The following is a 19,348-nucleotide window of genomic DNA, read 5'->3' as shown; positions in this document are numbered from 1 at the left end:
ATTTAAGGAATCATTCATCCTTACACAAACTATTTTACAGTCTCAAAATAATAGCTATTTTCTAGCAAATAGCTTATAATTAATAATGAAGTTAAGAAAAGAAAGGTCGAATTTTATGAAAAAATTAGATACTACTAAGCTTACTGATGAACAAATTGAATTTTTTAACTCACAGTTACCATACATGGCAACTGTGAATGCTAACGGTGTGCCACAAGTTGGTCCTAAGGCTTCACTTAAGGCAATTGATGCTTCAACTATTCAATATCTTGAAAAGACTAAGTCAACTGCTTATGCAAACTTGAAGAATGGTTCAGTAGCAGCTATTGTTGTCGCTGATGTTCCTACTCATAAGGCATTTCGTGTTTTAGGACATGCTGAAATTCATGAAGGCGACGATTACGCTAAGAAGATCGTTTCAGGCACTGATACTCCTGAAGCATTCGTAGTTAACATTAAGATCGAAGAAATCGACGCTTAATTCAATATTTTATCGCAATGAGGCATCCCTAGCAGGGATGCCTTTTTTGTTGGTATAATGATGAGTAGTTAAAGTGAAAATAGATTTTTGAAAAAGGTAAATTGTGATTACTAGTAAAAAGAAGCCAATTCTTTGGTTATTATCAGATACACATCTAATTGCAGATAGTTTACATGATGATGGTCTTGCTTTTCAGCATATGCGCAACACTAGTGCAGGTAAAGACTTAGATTATCAGGAGATTGCTTTGACCGCGTTTGTACGTAAAGTAATCCAAGAGAAGCCCACTGCAGTGATAATTACTGGTGATGTAACCTTTAATGGCGCTAAAATATCAGGAGAACGTTTAGCTAATATTTTTAAGCCATTAACTAAAAATAAAATTGCATTCTTAGTTTTACCAGGAAATCATGATATTTTTGACGGCTGGGCTCGCAAGTTTAAAGGTGATCATGAAGATTACACCCCGCAAATTAGCCCAGCTATTTGGAAAGAGATCTTTGCTGATTCTTATCATTATGCTTTACATGAAGATCCTGATTCACTGGCTTATAGCGTTAATCTGAATAAGCAGTATCGACTAATATTGGCTGACTCAAATATTTATGGCAAGCAGGAATCACAAACTCATCCGATTACTAACGGTCGAATTTCAGAATCTCAAATGAACTGGATCGAAAAAGAATTAATTGATGCGCAGCAAAAGCAGCAACAAGTGCTATTCTTTATGCATCATAATCTGTATCGCCATAATAAAGTAATCTATCAGGGATATATTCTTGATAATGCACTTGCACTGCAAGGTTTATTACAAAAATATAATGTAAAAGCAGTCTTTTCTGGCCATATGAACGCACAGAATATTATTGGTCCGTTTGCTAATCGACCAATTGCGGAGGTAGCAGGAGCTTGTTTTTGTATGACTAAGCAGGAATATGGTCAGCTATATTTAGACGAAGCGGGGATGCAATATCAGGTGCATTCCTTCAAAATGGAATCGTGGTTAACTGCAGAAGAAAAGCAAAAAGTGCCAACAGATTTTTCACAATATTTGAAACATTTGTTTTTTAGTTTGGATGAAAAGCAACTAAATCAGATTGCGCAAGCTTTATCAGATAAAAATGATGCTAACGTGGTCATAAAATTTATAGATCAATTGAATTGGAACTTTTTTGTAGGTGAAAGTAATTATTCTGCAGCCCAAAAGAAAGAAATTGTTAATTCACGAGAATATCATTTGATTGCCAAATATTTACCTGGTTTTAAGCGTTACGTTGATTCATTTTTACAGGTAGAGCAAAGTAGCCATAAACTGAAGCTTAAGTGGTAGTGAGATTAGTTGCTGTAAAACGGAAGCAGATTACCTTAGTCTGGGTGATCTGCTTTTTTTATACTTAAATAACTGTTATTTTATAATTCGATTGATAAAAGCTATATTGCTCTTATAATCAAGTATTTCAATAAGAAAAGAAGGCATGAAAAATAGTATTAATCTATATGCAATGCTTCTTTAATTACATATCTATTAAGAATATATGATTAGACTATTTAAAAAGAGCACTCATTGTGCTAAATTTATTTTATTTGAATCAGTGGGTGTTGTGTCCGCAATAATTGGCTTCTCTGTTTTAGGATTAAGTAGCATCTGATGAAACTAACCAATCTTCTGAATCTTCAATTAGTAGTTCTGATGATCCAAGTGAACAAAAAGGTCAGGAGACTTCAACTGATGAAGAACTATTCTTACCGGCACTAGCAAAGGCCACAGAGCTTGAGCGTCATGCCAAAGATAAAAAAAGAAAGCCTACACTCATCGAGTTGGTCTGCATAGTGAAGCATCACCAGTAGGATTAAACTCTGTTAAAACTAAAGCTGCTCAAACGGAAACTTCTATTATGAAAAACGATACAGTAGAACAAATTACACCGAGATCAGCCTCTAAGTCTGTTTTACCAGCTACCGGTAGGCAAGATAGTGATCTTTCATGGTTAGGGTTATTACTGTCTGGCTTGAGTTTAAGTGGATTATGGACTCGTAAGAAGAAAACAAAATAAAATCGAAAGAGATTGAGACACTGGGTTTCGATCTCTTTTTTGATAGGCTCAATATCAAGGAATAAATAACTATAACTGCTATAATAATGATATGAGTACTAACTGATCAAATCTTAACTGCATTTATTAGATCGAAGGTTCATTATGAAAATCAATAAAAAACTTATTTTAATTTCTACTGCGTTATTGGCTGTGTCTCCAATTGCCGCAGCACCACTAACTTTGAAACTTCACAAAAAGATTATCAAGAATACGCAAAATTGGCTTCCAGCGCTGAAAGCTTAATTTACTCTGATCCTAGAAGTAGTTTGACAGTTTTTGGTACTTTCGGTGAGCAGTTAACTAAAGAAGGCATAGCATAAAAATGGGAAACGATTTAGAAGCAACTAAAAACAAATATTCAATATCGCAGATGACAATAGCCTTTGTTGTTTTAACCGTAGTCTAATATTTTGAGAGGGAAAATATTATTCTTTCTCGGTCCTAGTTTCTTAAATAGTGGTAATGGAAAATTATTACAAGCAATTGTTAGTTTAGTTATTGCATTAATTTGTGCCCATTTTGCTAATAAGCTTGCCGGAAAAAGTTTTAAAGTATTTATCAAGAGAATTGAGCAAGGAAAAGTACGTTGGCTTACAGCATTATTTTGTGTAATAGTATTTATTCTTTACTTAGCTAAGGCGTCACAGTGGGTTCAAGTAATGCATAAATCTGTAATGAGTATCATAACAATTCTTTTGTTAGCAGTGGCTGCGGGACTTTGTGAAGAATTTTTATTTCGTGATTTACTTTTTAATTTGTTTACCAAAATACTTAGTAAAAGACGCTACGTGTTATTGTGGTCAGCTATTTTAAGTTCGATTTGTTTTGGCTTAGCCCATTTTGTAAATTTAGCCAGACAAGATTTTGTAGTTACTTTCCAACAGGTAATTGCAGTTACATCTATAGGATTAATGCTGTGCACGATAAGAATATTCACTAATAATATGTGGTTAAATGTCATTATGCACATTGCTTTTGATATATCACCTCTCGTGGTAACAGGAGATATAATAGGAAAATGGTCCGCTATTATTGTAAGTGGTTTATGGATAGGCGGAATATCACTGCTAACTATCTGGACCTATAACCATCATTGCTTAAAAGAAAATTAGTATTTATAAAGTATGTAGTCTTAAATTGAATTTGTCAAAAAGAAATTAACTTTGGTATAGAGATTGAAATGCAATATTTTAATCTCTTTTTTCCCGGATTTAAAATTGAAGTGCAACACCAAGTGTTAAACAAAAAGGCCATGAAGACCTAAACTTGAAGTGACGAAAAATCAAGAAAGGAAGATCTTCATGACCAATTCAAATTCTAGCATTTCTAAGCACTATCATCAATTAACCAGCGTACAACGTGGACAAATTCAAGCAATGCTGGATTCCGGCATAACTTCCCGTACTGTTATCGCTCAAGAAGTCGGCTGCCATAAGTCGACAATCAGTCGCGAAATCAAACGCGGAAGCGTCCTGCAAAGAGACAGCAGCTATTTATTGTATGAGCACTATTACGCTGATACTGCACAGCTTTATTATGAGAAGCGTCGCAAAAACTGCTATCAGCGCAATCCATTGAAGCATTATGCTGTCTTTTTGAGAATGCTCTCCAGACGCTTCAAAGCTAAATTTGATGCCACCAGCATCGATGAATTCGTTGGTGAATTCAAAAGGACTATGCCAGGCTACCCTTGTCCCAGCACACCAACTGTCTATCGCTATATTGATCAGGGCTTGCTGGACATAAGCAATATTGATCTGCCTATGAAGCTCAAAAGACGCAGGAACAAGCGTCATCACGGCCAGAGCGGTCATGCTTTGCACAAGAAGAATCTTGGCAATTCCATTGAACAGCGTCCTAAAGAGATTGAAGACAGAAAAACGCCGCTGCACTGGGAAGGAGATCTGGTTAAAGGCGTCAGACGCAAGAATCAGCCTGCTTTAATGACTTTGACCGAAAGAACCACACGCTTTGAAGTAGTTATCAAGATTCCTGACTATCGGGCAAGCACATGCCAAAGGCTGCTTCAAAATGAGATTGACAGACATCCTGCCTGGTTTAAATCGATCACGTTTGACAATGGCTCTGAGTTTGCGGATATGACCAAGATCAAAGGCTGCCAGATCTACTTCGCCCACCCATATTCTCCATGGGAAAGAGGCACCAATGAGAACTGCAATGGACTTCTGCGTCAATTCTTCCCTAAAGGCAAAAGCATGAAAGATAAGTCAGCTGCTTATGTTCAACAGGCAACTGATGCCATTAACCGCAAACATCGTCGAATCCTTCAATATCACACAGCAGAAGAACTCTTCAAGCAATATATTTCCTCATAGCCTAACTGTTGCACTTAATTTGACAATTCAGGTAATCTCTTTTTTCTTGCTTTTATGAAATTTTCCTTCCTTCACAACGAAAATTTTATAAAATAGTAAATAGATATCAATATTAGGAGAAGTGAAATGGCTATAGAAAAGGCAGAATTAGAATTTGAGAATAAGTTAATTCATAAATTGGAGACTTTAGGTGGAGTTAAGCAGTGGAAATATGAACCTTCAATAAAGACAACTGAACAATTATGGCAAAATTTCAAAAAGATTCTTGAAGAAAATAATTCTGATAAATTGGAAGAGCCGTTGTCAGATGAAGAATTTGCTCAAGTGAAACGTATTATTTCCAATTTGAAAACACCATATGAAGCAGGGCAATTTTTATATGGACTTAATGGTGTTTCTCAAGTTGAAGTTGATCTAGATTCTGGAAAACATGTATATCTTACGGTATTTGATCAATCACAAATTGGTGCAGGAAATACTCGGTATCAAGTTGTTAATCAAATTGAAAGACCAGCAGTAATTCCTGGATTTAGGTCTTGCAGATTCGATACTACTTTACTCATTAATGGATTACCAATTATTCAAATCGAAGAAAAAGCTGATTATCATGATTCTGATGAAGCATTAAATCAGATGCACAAATATATTCATGAACAACAATACGGTGACATTTTTTCCACTTTACAAATTTTAGTTGCAATGACGCCACACGACATAAGATATATGGCTAGAACTACTGATGAAGCCTTTAATAAAACTTTTGCATTTCAGTGGCAACGTAAAAAAGATAATTCTCCTGTATACGATTGGCAAGAATTTACTTCAAGTATGCTTTCAATTCCAATGGCACATCAAATGGCAACCAACTACATAATTTTGGATGGTACGCCTAAACGCCAGATGATTAAAGTTATGCGACCATATCAGGTTTATGCAGCAAGCTCAATTATTGATAAAGTGCGTCAACATAATTTTGACATTGATCCTCAAGGGATTGGTTATGTTTGGCATGCAACTGGTTCGGGCAAAACTATTTCTTCATTTAAGACTGCATGGCTGGCTTCACGATTACCTAATGTTGATAAAGTTGTATTTTTAGTTGATAGAGTGGCTCTTACTAATCAGACAGTTGATGAGTATAGTGCTTATGATCCTGAAAAAGCTGAAAATGGTAGCGGCGGTGTAGTTACTGATGCATCTAATAGATGGGTTTTGTCTAGAAAAATTAGATCTAAAGGTAATGGAATCATTGTAACTTCTCTACAAAAAATGGCAGCTCTGGTTAAAGATAAACAAGATATTAGTAATATTGCCAAAAAGCATATTTTGTTTATTGTTGATGAAGCTCATAGATCAACTTCCGGTGATATGTTACAAAGTATCAAAACAGCCTTTCCAAAATCGGCTTGGGTTGGATATACAGGTACACCAGTGTTTGATGGACATTCAACCACTAGGGAAATATTTGGTGATTTAATTCATGCATATACTATTGTAGATGCAATTAGAGATAATAATGTTTTAGGATTTAAGGTCGATTTTGAGACAACCTTATCCGATGAAGTTCTAAAAAAACAATATTTGCCTGCTTACTTTAAAGCTAGATATCCTAAATATACTGATAAACAAATTCAGGATAGAATTAATAACCTTAAGCCTGAAGATATGGACGACATGATTGAACCCAGTGTTTATGACAATAATCAGAAGCACGTAGAATTAGTTGTTAAAGACGTCCTAAAAAATTGGGATAAACGTTCTCGAAATGGGGAATATAATGCATTATTTACTACGCACGTTGGAGGAATGAAACCATCTACTCCGATGGCGATGATGTTTTATCGAGAATTTAAAAAGCAAAATCAGTTGCGTGATAAACCATTGAAGATTGGAATTACCTTTAGTATGGATAATTCTAATGGTGACAATCAATTGGATAATAATGACTCACTTGTGGAAGCAATTCATGACTATAATGTTCAATTTGGCACTAACTTTGGATTAAAGGATGTTAAGGAATATACCGAACAATTAGTATCACGCCTGAATCGCACGATCTATGATGGAAATTATTTAGATCTTGTAATTGTAGTTGATCAGTTATTAACGGGATTTGATGCTCCTCAACTTAACACGTTATATGTTGATCGTACGCTTCAAGGCGCTTCGTTAATTCAGGCATATTCTCGAACTAATCGAGTTTATGATATGCAAACTAAGCCTTTTGGTAGGGTTGTAAACTATCGTTGGCCCGTTCAAAGCGAGAAGTTGATGAAAAAAGCTCTAGCTGAATATGGCTCTAAAGATTCTGCAAATGAACAGCAAGACCTAGGGGGTGATATACCTACTGTAATTTCACCCCCATTTAGTGAAGTGAAGAAAGAATTGAGAAAGGTAGTAAGTACTCTAAGTGATACTACTGATAACTTTACTAGAGTTCCTCAGGACTTAGAAGCTGATAGACAGGACCAAATGTTAAAGGATCTAAGGCAATATAATCATCTGATGGCAATGGCCAAGCAAGATGATGAATATGATGAAAAACATCCTGAGAAACTGCTTAAGGAAATCGGCTTATCTCAACAGCAAGAAGAGATTTTGACAACTACTTTAGCTATTAAATTGAAGAAAAAGATTGCTAAACGGAAGAACATTGATTTTACTGCAATTGACTTAAGTATGGAGCATGTTAAGGAAATAAAAGTTTCATATACATACCTGAAACAATTGATTGCAGAATTGATGAATCAAAAACATGAAGAGCAAGAAGAAAAGGCCAAAAAGACTGTTAAAAAGATCAAAGAATTGTCTGATCGGATGGATGATCGAAAGAAAGCCGAACAGATTAGTAAATTCGTTGATAGCATCTTTAACAATGATGTAAAGGCTAAATCATACCCAGTAAGACAAGATGACATTGATGAATTGCTGGAGAGATATGCCAATACTTCAATGCGTGAAGATATTTTGACATATAAGCGTAAATGGGGACTTGTAGATATTCCAGACAGTCAAAAGGTTAATGCAATTATTTACAATCACGTACAAGGTGCAGATGATTTGAATATTGATGGTGATTTAGATGCCATTATTAGAGAAGCTTCATTAGTTTATAAAACTGATGCCGAGGATGAAGAAATACGTGAATTAGGTAAATTTAAATATCTTAGAAGTTTAAGCGACAGTATTAACAAGTTTGCTGATGAAATAACGAACAAGTATTAAGGAGTTAAAATGGATAAGGCAAGAGAAATAACAAATAAAATATGGGATATGGCTAATAGATTGAGGGGGAACATGGATGCTTCAGAGTACAGAAATTATATTCTAGGTTTCATGTTCTATAGATATCTTTCTGAAAATCAAGAACAGTATTTAAAAAAGCTACTAACAGATACTAAGTCCGAAGATATTAATGAAGAGTATAGGAAAGCAGCTTCTGAGAAGGATGGAAATGACTTATTAGCATATATTGCTAGCGTTAATGGATATGTTATTGGACCAGAATATACTTGGAAATCTATTGTCAATGAAGTGAACAATAGTACCATTAAGCCGGACACTTTTCAGAGAATGTTAGATAGCTTTGATACTAATTTAAAGCTGAATACTAACTCTAAAAGCGACTTTAGTAATATTTTTGCAGACATGAATTTAAATAATTCTAGATTAGGTGGTACAACCACGGCTAGAGCTAAAGCTTTGACTGAGATTGTAAATTTGGTAGATCAGATTGAGTACAAGGATGAAAATGGAAAAGATATTCTAGGTAGAATATACGAGTATTTGATTAAAGAATTTGCAAGTAATTCTGGAAAAAAAGCCGGTGAATTTTACACTCCCCATGAAGTTTCAAAGTTGTTAGCTAAATTTGCAACAGTTTCTTTTGATCAAAATAGCATTAAACCTTCTGTTTATGATTTTACATGTGGGAGTGGATCTTTGCTCTTAACTGTTAAAGATGAAATTAAGAATTATAAGCGAATTTTGTATTATGGTCAGGAATTAAATACGACTACTTACAATTTAGCTCGTATGAATCTTATGATGCATAATGTTCCCTATAACAGAATGAAGTTAAGAAATGCAGATACATTAGAAGAGGATTGGCCTAGTGAAACTGATGCACAAGGAGTTGAACATCCACTTAATTTTGACGTAGTCGTTGCTAACCCACCATATTCACAAAGATGGGATAACAATGATCGGAAACTTAAAGATCCACGATTTAAAGATTACGGTTTAGCTCCTAAAACTAAAGCCGATTATGCATTCTTACTTCATGGTTTATATCACTTGGATCAGAATGGAACTATGGCTATTGTTTTACCTCATGGTGTACTTTTTAGAGGGGCTAAAGAAGGTAAAATTCGTGAAACTCTACTTAAGAAAAATCAGATTGATGCAATTATTGGTATGCCAGCTGGTTTGTTTTATTCAACTGGGATTCCTACTGTTATTTTGGTTTTAAAGAAAAATAAAACTAATAAGGATATTTTGTTTATTGATGCTTCTAAGGGATTTGAAAAGGGAAAGAACCAAAATATCTTAAGGGATGAAGATATTGATAAGATAATTGAAACTTATAAGGCTCGTAAAGATGTTGAACGTTATGCTCATGTGGCTTCATTTGATGAAATCAAGGAAAATGATTTCAATTTAAATATTCCAAGATATGTCGATACTTTTGTTCCTGAGCCGCCTGTAGATTTGAAAGAAGTTGCAGCTGATCTACATGAAACTAACATTGAAATTGAGAAAACTCAAAAAGAGTTGGTAGGGATGCTTAAGGATTTAACATCTGATGATGACGATATCATGGATGGCTTGAATGCAATTATCAAGGAGTTAAAGGAGGAAAATCATGACTAAAATTGATGATAAACGTGTGCCAGCTCTACGTTTTAAAGGGTTCAATGATGATTGGGCGCAACGTAAGTTGAGAAATATATTGATTGTGAATTCTGGTAAAGACTATAAAGAATTAAATAAAGGTAATGTACCTGTATACGGGACTGGTGGATATATGATGATATCCGTAGATCACGCACTTAGTCACAAAGATGCTGTAGGTATAGGAAGAAAAGGTAGCATAAATAAACCCCAATACTTAAAGGCTCCATTCTGGACCGTGGATACACTGTTTTTACTACGAAAGAAAACAATAATTTAGAGTTTATTTATTCCTTGTCTCAAACCATAAATTGGAAAAAATACGATGAGTCTACAGGATTACCAAGTCTATCTAAGAATACAATCAACAACATTTCAATAAAGACCCCTTCATATTTTGAGCAAAAAAAAATAGGTAAAATAATTTCACAAATAGATACTTTACTATCACTTCAGCAACGAAAAGAAAAACTCTTAAAACAAATACAACAAGCAATTTACTATAATATTTATCCAGAATATGGGACTAAAATACCCATAATTAGACATAGAGAATTTAATAAAGATTGGAGTATTGTTTCCTTTAACAAACTATATAAAAAATCTAAAGAAAAGAATGATTTAACATATGGTGAAGACAAGATTATTTCTGTTGCAAAAATGTATTTTAAACATGAATCACAAAATTCTTCTAAAGATTATCTAAAAACATATAATGTTTTTAAAAAAGGAGACATTGCTTTTGAGGGAAATCGAAGTGAAGGATTTTCACACGGTCGATTTGTTCAAAATAATATAGGTGATGGGATTGTCTCTCACGTTTTTGATGTTTTTACACCTTTAAATAAAGAAAATCTGAATTATTGGAAGTATGCTATTCACAATGAGCATATTATGAAATATGTATTGGTAAAATCCACAACTAAAGCTACTATGATGAATAATCTTTCTACAAAAGATTTTTTACCCGGATTTAAAATTGAAGTGCAACACCAAGTGTTAAACAAAAAGGCCATGAAGACCTAAACTTGAAGTGACGAAAAATCAAGAAAGGAAGATCTTCATGACCAATTCAAATTCTAGCATTTCTAAGCACTATCATCAATTAACCAGCGTACAACGTGGACAAATTCAAGCAATGCTGGATTCCGGCATAACTTCCCGTACTGTTATCGCTCAAGAAGTCGGCTGCCATAAGTCGACAATCAGTCGCGAAATCAAACGCGGAAGCGTCCTGCAAAGAGACAGCAGCTATTTATTGTATGAGCACTATTACGCTGATACTGCACAGCTTTATTATGAGAAGCGTCGCAAAAACTGCTATCAGCGCAATCCATTGAAGCATTATGCTGTCTTTTTGAGAATGCTCTCCAGACGCTTCAAAGCTAAATTTGATGCCACCAGCATCGATGAATTCGTTGGTGAATTCAAAAGGACTATGCCAGGCTACCCTTGTCCCAGCACACCAACTGTCTATCGCTATATTGATCAGGGCTTGCTGGACATAAGCAATATTGATCTGCCTATGAAGCTCAAAAGACGCAGGAACAAGCGTCATCACGGCCAGAGCGGTCATGCTTTGCACAAGAAGAATCTTGGCAATTCCATTGAACAGCGTCCTAAAGAGATTGAAGACAGAAAAACGCCGCTGCACTGGGAAGGAGATCTGGTTAAAGGCGTCAGACGCAAGAATCAGCCTGCTTTAATGACTTTGACCGAAAGAACCACACGCTTTGAAGTAGTTATCAAGATTCCTGACTATCGGGCAAGCACATGCCAAAGGCTGCTTCAAAATGAGATTGACAGACATCCTGCCTGGTTTAAATCGATCACGTTTGACAATGGCTCTGAGTTTGCGGATATGACCAAGATCAAAGGCTGCCAGATCTACTTCGCCCACCCATATTCTCCATGGGAAAGAGGCACCAATGAGAACTGCAATGGACTTCTGCGTCAATTCTTCCCTAAAGGCAAAAGCATGAAAGATAAGTCAGCTGCTTATGTTCAACAGGCAACTGATGCCATTAACCGCAAACATCGTCGAATCCTTCAATATCACACAGCAGAAGAACTCTTCAAGCAATATATTTCCTCATAGCCTAACTGTTGCACTTAATTTGACAATTCAGGAAAAGATTTTTTAAAACAAAAAATAGCTGTTCCTAATTCATGTGAAATGAAAAAGATAAGTCATTTATTAAAAGGGTTAGATGACCAACTTGAATTTTCTAAACGAAAAATAAAAATATTAACTAAAGTAAAGCAGTTCCTACTCCAAAATATGTTTATCTAAAATCTTGCAAAAATTAAACCTCCCTAAACAATTAAGTACGTGACTTAATATTTAAGGAGGTTTTTCTATGTCACGGAAAAAGTATAGTACTAAATTGTTTTACAAATATTACCTTGACTGGATTCACATCTACAAAGATAATGCTGTTCGTCCAGTTACACTAAATAAATATTATTTAGTGCAAAGAAAATTGAAGGAACTTGTTCCTAACTTGCATATGCATGAACTTGATCGCCGTAGCTATCAACAGATTTTAAATTTGTATGCTCAAGATCATGAAAAGACAACCGTGTTAGATTTTCATCACCATTTAAAAGCTAGTCTTTTTGATGCGGTTGATGATGGTCTATTGAAAAGTGATCCTACTCGAAGAGCAATAATTAAGGGATGCCCACCAAGTAAAAAGAAGATCAAATACTTAAATTTATTTGATCTACAGAAATTAATCAGATCCTTGGATTTAGGCTCTGAAATTAATTGGGATTGGTTCTTCTTACTCATTGCTAAGACTGGATTACGTTTTGCAGAGGCATTAGCTTTAACGCCTAAAGATTTTGATTTTGAAAAGCAAAGGATCATTATCAGTAAATCTTGGAATTATAAAGAAAAGATTGGGTATTTCCAACCAACTAAAAATGAATCATCTAATAGAACAGTCATGGTAGATTGGCAGTTAATGCAACAGTTTAGATCATTGATCAATGATAAAGCAGAAGAGCAGTTAATCTTTTTTGATAAAAAACAGAGAATTTACAATTCTACTTTAAATCAAAAACTGGCATCATATTGTAAAGAACTAGATATACCAGTAATTTCAATTCATGGGTTAAGACATACACATGCTTCATTGCTCTTATATGAAGGAGTTTCTATTGCAAGTGTTGCCAAAAGATTAGGACATAGCAATACTGCAACCACACAAGAAACGTACATTCATATTATTCGTGAACTTGAAAATAAGGATAATGATAAAATCTTGCATCACTTGTCGCAATTATAAATGAAACAAAAGGGCATTTATACAAGATGCGAAACTGTCAAATCTTTTGTGTAAATAGATCTTTCTCGTAAATTGATTTTTTAATTATTTATTTAATCAAAGTAGGATTCTAAGGTGTCCTGAACCTGACCAAAGCCTTTATGAATTCGATTGAAATAACGGTCATTGTAGCTCATTGCCTGGATGCCAATAAATGCATCAAGCGACTGTTCAGTTGGAAATTCTGCCTTAGGCTTAGCTTTACGCTTGATGACGTTGTTAAAGGATTCAATCATATTGGTTGAATAAATTGAAGCTCTGATTTGTTTGGGATAATTGTAGAAGACTAGCAGATCGGGCTCAATTTCCTTCAAACCTTTGATGACATGGCTATAAGCTTTATTCCATTTGGCATAGAATTTGTGCAAGACAGCTGCAGCTTCTTTTTTGCTTGTCTGTTGATGTATCTGCTTGAATTCGTTCATGATCTTTTCACGATCGTCGACGCGTACTTTAGCGCAGATATTGCGCATGACATGAACCAGGCAGCGTTGAAAATGAGCTTTAGGATAAGTCCTGGCCAAGGCTGTTTTCATGCCAACAACACCATCAGAAAGAAAAAGCTCAACTTGCTTCAAGCCTCTGGACTTCATGTTTTGAAGCATCTCTGTCCAAACTTCAATGTTCTCACTAGGAGCAATGCAGTAGTCAATGACTTCCTTATGTCCATTAGGTTTAATGCCAATGGCAATATATACTGCTTCACGCTCAAACGTTTCTCGGCGCAAAGGAAGGTATGTCGCATCCAAATAGACACAGAAAAACTTGTCGCTTAGCTTGCGCTTGTGATAAGCCTCAATCTTGGGGAGCATCTGCTTGGAAATATTTGATACTTGAGCTGGACTATAATGACTGCCATACATTTTCTCAATCAAGTCAGCGATTTCTCTGGTAGTTACGCCTTTGGAGTATAGCTTGATAATCGTGCTTTCCAAAACATCAGAGTGCTGCTTGTAGTCAGGCAGCGTGTGCTGATGAAACTGACCGTTGCGGTCTCGAGGCACTTGCACTTCAATTGGTCCAAACTGGGTATCAACCTTGCGGAAATAAGCACCATTTCTAGAATTGCCAGTATTCCAGCCATTTCTGGCATAGGGATCATAGCCTAGAAAGGCAGTCAACTCAGCTTCTAGCAAGTTATTAACAGCCTGTTGTAGCTCTTTGCGCAATAAATCATTTATTTTGTCTGGATTGAATAGAGCTTGAGCAAAATCTTTGGTAAAATCATTCATGAAGGAGTTCTTCTTTCTGTATGTGTTTTTTTGTTCAAACCAATCATACGAGAAAGGAACTCCTTTTTCTAATGTTTAAAGAAATAAATTTAAGGAATCATTCATCCTTACACAAACTATTTTACAGTCTCCAAGATGCCCTTTTGTGCTATATAAACATATTTTGAAGTAAAAATTGTTTGTTTTTTTGTAAATTATTTAATTTATTTTGCTGAAAACGTATAAGATCATCCAAACGTAAAAATAAATTAGCAATTCGATTTTGCTCGGGCAGATTCGGTACGTGTACCCTAGTATTTTTTATATCATTAGAGTTTATTGACTCAAAGGTTGATCCTGCAGCATACTTCTTCCAATATTTATTCATATCCATTTTAGATAGCAAATAAAAAATAAAATCATTTCCCTGTATTGATGCTACACCACGTCCTAAAACCACATCAAAATTTGTTCTTCCAACTTTTCCTGCAGGAGCACGTACAGTAATTATTATATCTCCTTTTTTAGCCAGTTTAGTAATTTGAGTAGTCCAAATCCTTGGCTTTACCCATCCATTTTTAAGATCGGCATTCCCTTGAACTAAAATATAAGTAGAAGGTTGATCAGAATATGTAGATCCGGAAGGAGATTGTCCCATAGTAAGCAATGCTTCTTTTTCTAATTTACACTGTATCCAATTTGCATCAAAGCCATTAAATCGTAATTTAGGAACATTCTTATCAGTAAATAAATCTTGAAGCATCGCTTTTTTCAACAGCTTTAATTGTTTAGCTTTTCGTTGCTGAAGTGATAGTAAAGTATCTATTTGTGAAATTATTTTACCTATTTTTTTTTGCTCAAAATATGAAGGGGTCTTTATTGAAATGTTGTTGATTGTATTCTTAGATAGACTTGGTAATCCTGTAGACTCATCGTATTTTTTCCAATTTATGGTTTGAGACAAGGAATAAATAAACTCTAAATTATTGTTTTCTTTCGTAGTAAAAACAGTGTATCCACGGTCCAGAATGGAGCCTTTAAGTATTGGGGTTTATTTATGCTACCTTTTCTTCCTATACCTACAGCATCTTTGTGACTAAGTGCGTGATCTACGGATATCATCATATATCCACCAGTCCCGTATACAGGTACATTACCTTTATTTAATTCTTTATAGTCTTTACCAGAATTCACAATCAATATATTTCTCAACTTACGTTGCGCCCAATCGAAAATGAGACAAATAACTTAGAGAATTTTGCTATACTTGGGTTATTAACATAAACGAAAAGAGTAAAGTGATGAAGAAATATAATGAGTTAACTAGGCATGAACAAGAAGCTTATTTAATGCTTCCCATATTAACCGAACTTAAGAAATTAGGTGGGCAATCAACTACTAAGGATTTGAAACGATCTGTGGTTGCTAATGACTCAAGTATTCCAGAAAATACATTAACTGATTTTAAGACTTCTAGAAAAGGTTCAAAATATTTACCTTTTAACTTTAGTTTTAATTTTGCTATTGCAAATTTAATCTTAGCTGAAATGCTAAAACGACCTAAAACTGGAATCGTAAAGTTAACTGAAAAGGGTAGAGAATTTGAAGGAAATGGGACAGAATTAAGTGAACAAGTATATAAAATATCAGTGCCTTTATGGAAAGACAAGAGTAAGGAAAATCAAAGTATAAATGATACTAGTAATAATGAAGAGGTAGTGGCCAAAACAGATGAAGATTCAGATGACGAAGAGAGTTGGCGAAGTGAAATTTTAAGTGCGTTGATGAACCTCTCGCCAGCAAAATTTGAATTATTCTGTCGTGCTTTAGTTAAAAGAATGAAAGTAGATATAGATGAGAATGTTGGAACTAAGTTAACTGGTGATGGCGGATTAGACGGATATGGCTATATAACAACCGATGACTTTAGAACTTCTCGTGTTGCCAGTCAAGCTAAACGTTGGTCAACAAATAACTCAGTTTCGTCTCCTGAAATTGATAAATTCAGAGGTGCAATGGATAAGTTTCGAGCAGAATTTGGTATTTTTATTACTACTTCGACGTTTACTAGGGATGCTATCAAAGCCTCGAGAGCCGGAACCAGAGTGATAACTCTAATTGACGGAGATAAGTTAATTGATCTAGTGACCAAATACGAGTTATATGTAAAGCCGGTCACTGTTTATAAACTAGAAGATTTTTTTAGAGAAGAAAATTAATTGTATTAGAAAGCAAAAGATTATGCGCAAACTAAGTGAATTTGATTATAAATTAGATACATATACTTCAAATGATCAAATTTTAGAGGACTTAAGAGAAAACTTTGTTAATTCTTATCCTGTTGAATACATTAGAAACCAAATGACATTAGATGATTATTGTGAGGGAAAGGGTAAAAAAGATACTTTTTGTAATCGTTTAGAAAGAGAGCTAATTGGTTTAGGCAGTATTAAAGGCGCAACTGCTTCAAAATTTGGAATTTATTACAGTCAAGAAAAACACAAGTATCTTATAAATAAGGTTTGGCGAATACCTCAGAATAATCCGAATTTAAAGTTTTCTTTTGATAAGCTAAGAAATGCAATTGCAGACCTAATCGAATTAGGAAAGGCAGGAGATGAAGAGGCTATCCAAAAGCATCCCTTAGCAACAATGGTAAAGATGAAGATTTTATCTGTATATTACCCTGATAAATATCTCAATATTTTTTCAGATAGAATGCTAAACTTTTTTACATATCAATTTTATGAAGACGATGTATCTAAGAATCTTACTAGATTTGAAAAACAAAAATTACTCTTAGATTTAAAATCTGAAGATAAAGCTATGCAGAACTGGAATAATATTAAGTTTGGTAATTATTTATACCATTTGTTTCCGCAAGCTTTTGCTCTAGGTAAGGAAAACAAGGAACAGATACAGGAAAAGTACCAGTTATTAACTCCCGATATAGATAATAAAACAATCATTAAAGAGCCAATTGTTTATGAAAAGCAAGCTGTAAAATTTAACTCTCGAAAAGTAAAAAAATATAGTCAAGGTATTTCAAAAATAGACTACGTTCAGAAACAAAAGACAAACATTGTTATTGGATATACTGGAGAAAAACAAGTACTTGAATATGAGAGAAAAAGGCTGAGTAATCATCCTGATTTACAAAGACGAATAAAATGGCAATCTCAAGAATCTGATGCAATTGGATACGATATTCTATCTTATGACAAAGATGGTACTGAGCGTCAAATAGAAGTCAAAAGTACCAATGCTCAGCCTAGTGATAAATTTCATTTTGTTCTGACAGAAAATGAAAGACAACATGCATTGAAATTGACTAATTATTGGATCTACTATGTTTTTAGTATTGATAATCAACCGACTATTTATAAAATCAAAAATCCATTTAAGGATGATTTAGTACAAATTGAACCCATTAAATACAAAGTTAATATTAGAGTCAAAGATATGTAACCATGGCAGATATGATTCCGAAAAGTTAATGAAAACCATTTTTCAAAAAGATTTGATCAATATCAAAAAATAAATTGGTAGTTATCGCGTCTGGTGTTGGAGGGGGGAATATAACATTAAAGTATGGACAATCCAACCATGGTCAGTGTGGTTGCAAATCAAAAAGAATGGTGTTTATTATACCAACGAAAATTTATCACAGTTACTTCATCCTCGTGATCATTTACTAGAAGATGAATTTACTAAAGCCTATCGCTGGATGGCTAAACAGATGCAAGAAAAAATTTCTTTACCTCCGGAAAATGCAACTACACCTATCTGATGTTGGTATGCGCAAGATGACCGCACTGTTTCCAAAAATAGGTATTATTCAAATCAAGCTTGTATCGAGTTAGAATTGCCTGCAAATAAAATTTTATTAAGCGATTTTGATCTATGGCATGTAGTTTTAATGGATGGTTTTGTACCTCCAGATGATATGGATTCTGAAAAGTATTCTAAGGTAGATGACAGAATTGAGGCTCTTCCAGAACTTGAAAAACGAAAGATAATCGAACAATCTTGGCAACATATTTTTGATGTAAAAAAAGATGGTCAATGGATTCAAGGCTGTATTTGGCAAATTAACTATGATGATGTTATCAAAGTTTACCATCACTATGATAATCATCAGCTAAAGATTTTTACACCTAAAAGAAAAATATTTGATTAACGGAAAATTCATGTGCAATATTTTAATCGTGCATGGATTTTTTCAATATAAAATGTAGTTTGATGGGCGATGAACAAATATAATCTAGTTATGATTCAATATAAGGAAGGTGATGCAGATGAAAACAGTCCAAGAGACATTGCGTGAGATGGATAAAAAAGAATTACTGCGAAAGTTTTTCTATGAGCATCCTAACAAATTGGATAGTTTTGATGATGATCTAACAATTGCTCAAGCAAAAGAAAGAGCAAATAAAGTTATTGGAAAATATATAGAACGTCTCGAAACCATGGAAGTCAAGCCAAATGATAGACAAATGATTTTTTACATGTATGAATATTTGGGTAGTTACAAATTAGACCCAAATCGTGGACTGTGTACTGTAGCTGATCTTCAAGAAAAAGGCGTTGAAGCACCCAACTATGGGATTGAATATACTCCTCAAGAAGAAATCATGGGTTACTGGGTAGCTGATACAGAAATGACACAATATTATCTTAATGATTTGATAATTGAGATTTTGTGGGATGCATCTTTTTTCGGAGTTGAACAGGAAAAATTGCCCGAGGCGGTTAAGGAGTTGGAAGCAGCCGACAAAGAAATAGATGAGGGCCTAGAGGAATCTTTTAGCTCATATGAAGAATTCGAGGACTTCATATATGGTGATGAACCACGTCCACCGAAACTGAGTAAAGAAGATGAAGTTAAAAAGCAAAAGTTAATTCAAGAAGTCAATCGCTTGCATAAAAAGTTCAATCATCATTTACATCAACAAGAGATTGATAAAATACTTAAGAATTTAGCTAAAGAATAAGGCAT

17 protein-coding genes and 1 pseudogene are annotated in these 19,348 nt (G+C 34.4%); 16 read left to right on the top strand and 2 right to left on the bottom strand.

Annotated features, from left to right (window positions below):
- Positions 1-115 precede the first annotated feature (115 nt).
- The 12 genes from J6L97_RS05420 (at position 116) to J6L97_RS05370 (ending at position 13,099) form a co-directional block, all read left to right on the top strand.
- A complete protein-coding gene (locus tag J6L97_RS05420) occupies positions 116-481 on the top strand; it encodes a pyridoxamine 5'-phosphate oxidase family protein (RefSeq protein WP_057727069.1) in 366 nt (121 codons plus the stop codon).
- A gap of 103 nt (positions 482-584) precedes the next feature.
- Positions 585-1,811, top strand: coding sequence for a metallophosphoesterase family protein (locus tag J6L97_RS05415; RefSeq protein ID WP_057727068.1), 1,227 nt, complete (start codon positions 585-587; stop codon positions 1,809-1,811).
- 565 nt (positions 1,812-2,376) lie between these two features.
- The gene (locus tag J6L97_RS05410; protein WP_005719604.1) at positions 2,377-2,535 is read left to right on the top strand and encodes an LPXTG cell wall anchor domain-containing protein; all 159 of its coding nucleotides are present in this window, start codon (positions 2,377-2,379) and stop codon (positions 2,533-2,535) included.
- Between the two features lie 144 nt (positions 2,536-2,679).
- Complete coding sequence (locus J6L97_RS05405; protein ID WP_155515511.1) at positions 2,680-2,820, top strand: hypothetical protein; 141 nt, start codon at positions 2,680-2,682, stop codon at positions 2,818-2,820.
- A gap of 167 nt (positions 2,821-2,987) precedes the next feature.
- Positions 2,988-3,689, top strand: coding sequence for a CPBP family intramembrane glutamic endopeptidase (locus J6L97_RS05400; protein ID WP_057727073.1), 702 nt, complete (start codon positions 2,988-2,990; stop codon positions 3,687-3,689).
- A gap of 189 nt (positions 3,690-3,878) precedes the next feature.
- A complete protein-coding gene (locus J6L97_RS05395; RefSeq protein ID WP_123811765.1) occupies positions 3,879-4,913 on the top strand; it encodes an IS30 family transposase in 1,035 nt (344 codons plus the stop codon).
- 126 nt (positions 4,914-5,039) lie between these two features.
- Positions 5,040-8,138 (top strand): type I restriction endonuclease subunit R, encoded by a 3,099-nt coding sequence (locus J6L97_RS05390; protein ID WP_057727052.1) that lies wholly within the window; start codon positions 5,040-5,042, stop codon positions 8,136-8,138.
- A 9-nt stretch (positions 8,139-8,147) separates the two neighbouring features.
- A complete protein-coding gene (locus tag J6L97_RS05385; protein ID WP_023488766.1) occupies positions 8,148-9,785 on the top strand; it encodes a type I restriction-modification system subunit M in 1,638 nt (545 codons plus the stop codon).
- Positions 9,778-10,086: a restriction endonuclease subunit S domain-containing protein gene (locus J6L97_RS11105; RefSeq protein ID WP_225907793.1), complete on the top strand. Its 309-nt coding sequence runs from the start codon at positions 9,778-9,780 to the stop codon at positions 10,084-10,086. Before J6L97_RS05385 ends, J6L97_RS11105 begins: the two co-directional genes overlap by 8 nt.
- Entirely contained in the window at positions 10,020-10,832 is an 813-nt protein-coding gene (locus J6L97_RS11100) for a restriction endonuclease subunit S (protein ID WP_318780433.1), read from the top strand. The genes J6L97_RS11105 and J6L97_RS11100 overlap by 67 nt, the downstream gene beginning before the upstream one ends.
- A 37-nt stretch (positions 10,833-10,869) precedes the next feature.
- Complete coding sequence (locus J6L97_RS05375; protein WP_123811765.1) at positions 10,870-11,904, top strand: IS30 family transposase; 1,035 nt, start codon at positions 10,870-10,872, stop codon at positions 11,902-11,904.
- A gap of 262 nt (positions 11,905-12,166) precedes the next feature.
- On the top strand, positions 12,167-13,099 hold the full coding sequence (locus tag J6L97_RS05370; RefSeq protein WP_057727079.1) for a site-specific integrase: 933 nt from the start codon (positions 12,167-12,169) through the stop codon (positions 13,097-13,099).
- A gap of 92 nt (positions 13,100-13,191) precedes the next feature.
- On the opposite strand, the gene J6L97_RS05365 is transcribed toward J6L97_RS05370, so the two are convergent.
- Positions 13,192-14,370: an IS256 family transposase gene (locus tag J6L97_RS05365; RefSeq protein ID WP_005728142.1), complete on the bottom strand. Its 1,179-nt coding sequence runs from the start codon at positions 14,368-14,370 to the stop codon at positions 13,192-13,194.
- A gap of 148 nt (positions 14,371-14,518) precedes the next feature.
- Positions 14,519-15,322 (bottom strand): restriction endonuclease subunit S, encoded by an 804-nt coding sequence (locus J6L97_RS05360; protein ID WP_263974522.1) that lies wholly within the window; start codon positions 15,320-15,322, stop codon positions 14,519-14,521.
- Between the two features lie 328 nt (positions 15,323-15,650).
- On the opposite strand from J6L97_RS05360, the gene J6L97_RS05350 reads away from it, so the two are divergent.
- The 4 genes and pseudogenes from J6L97_RS05350 (at position 15,651) to J6L97_RS05330 (ending at position 19,343) form a co-directional block, all read left to right on the top strand.
- Positions 15,651-16,568: a restriction endonuclease gene (locus J6L97_RS05350; RefSeq protein WP_057726699.1), complete on the top strand. Its 918-nt coding sequence runs from the start codon at positions 15,651-15,653 to the stop codon at positions 16,566-16,568.
- 22 nt (positions 16,569-16,590) lie between these two features.
- Positions 16,591-17,817 (top strand): protein NO VEIN domain-containing protein, encoded by a 1,227-nt coding sequence (locus J6L97_RS05345; protein ID WP_057726700.1) that lies wholly within the window; start codon positions 16,591-16,593, stop codon positions 17,815-17,817.
- 145 nt (positions 17,818-17,962) lie between these two features.
- Positions 17,963-18,529, top strand: a pseudogene (locus J6L97_RS11095) (DUF3841 domain-containing protein).
- A 148-nt stretch (positions 18,530-18,677) separates the two neighbouring features.
- The gene (locus tag J6L97_RS05330; protein ID WP_143436820.1) at positions 18,678-19,343 is read left to right on the top strand and encodes a DUF6557 family protein; all 666 of its coding nucleotides are present in this window, start codon (positions 18,678-18,680) and stop codon (positions 19,341-19,343) included.
- The last annotated feature ends 5 nt before the right edge of the window (positions 19,344-19,348 follow it).

The organism is Lactobacillus crispatus, assembly GCF_018987235.1.
Classification (GTDB): Bacteria; Bacillota; Bacilli; order Lactobacillales; family Lactobacillaceae; genus Lactobacillus; species Lactobacillus crispatus.
The sequence above is the reverse complement of the archived record's forward strand: the minus strand, read 5'-3'. Positions and strand labels throughout refer to the sequence as shown.

Coding starts and splice junctions, on each gene's coding strand:
- J6L97_RS05420 (WP_057727069.1), top strand. CDS start 116: ATGAAAAAATTAGATACTACTAAGCTTACTGATGAACAAATTGAATTT.
- J6L97_RS05410 (WP_005719604.1), top strand. CDS start 2,377: ATGAAAAACGATACAGTAGAACAAATTACACCGAGATCAGCCTCTAAG.
- J6L97_RS05405 (WP_155515511.1), top strand. CDS start 2,680: ATGAAAATCAATAAAAAACTTATTTTAATTTCTACTGCGTTATTGGCT.
- J6L97_RS05395 (WP_123811765.1), top strand. CDS start 3,879: ATGACCAATTCAAATTCTAGCATTTCTAAGCACTATCATCAATTAACC.
- J6L97_RS05390 (WP_057727052.1), top strand. CDS start 5,040: ATGGCTATAGAAAAGGCAGAATTAGAATTTGAGAATAAGTTAATTCAT.
- J6L97_RS05385 (WP_023488766.1), top strand. CDS start 8,148: ATGGATAAGGCAAGAGAAATAACAAATAAAATATGGGATATGGCTAAT.
- J6L97_RS11105 (WP_225907793.1), top strand. CDS start 9,778: ATGACTAAAATTGATGATAAACGTGTGCCAGCTCTACGTTTTAAAGGG.
- J6L97_RS05375 (WP_123811765.1), top strand. CDS start 10,870: ATGACCAATTCAAATTCTAGCATTTCTAAGCACTATCATCAATTAACC.
- J6L97_RS05370 (WP_057727079.1), top strand. CDS start 12,167: ATGTCACGGAAAAAGTATAGTACTAAATTGTTTTACAAATATTACCTT.
- J6L97_RS05365 (WP_005728142.1), bottom strand. CDS start 14,370: ATGAATGATTTTACCAAAGATTTTGCTCAAGCTCTATTCAATCCAGAC.
- J6L97_RS05350 (WP_057726699.1), top strand. CDS start 15,651: ATGAAGAAATATAATGAGTTAACTAGGCATGAACAAGAAGCTTATTTA.
- J6L97_RS05345 (WP_057726700.1), top strand. CDS start 16,591: ATGCGCAAACTAAGTGAATTTGATTATAAATTAGATACATATACTTCA.
- J6L97_RS05330 (WP_143436820.1), top strand. CDS start 18,678: ATGGATAAAAAAGAATTACTGCGAAAGTTTTTCTATGAGCATCCTAAC.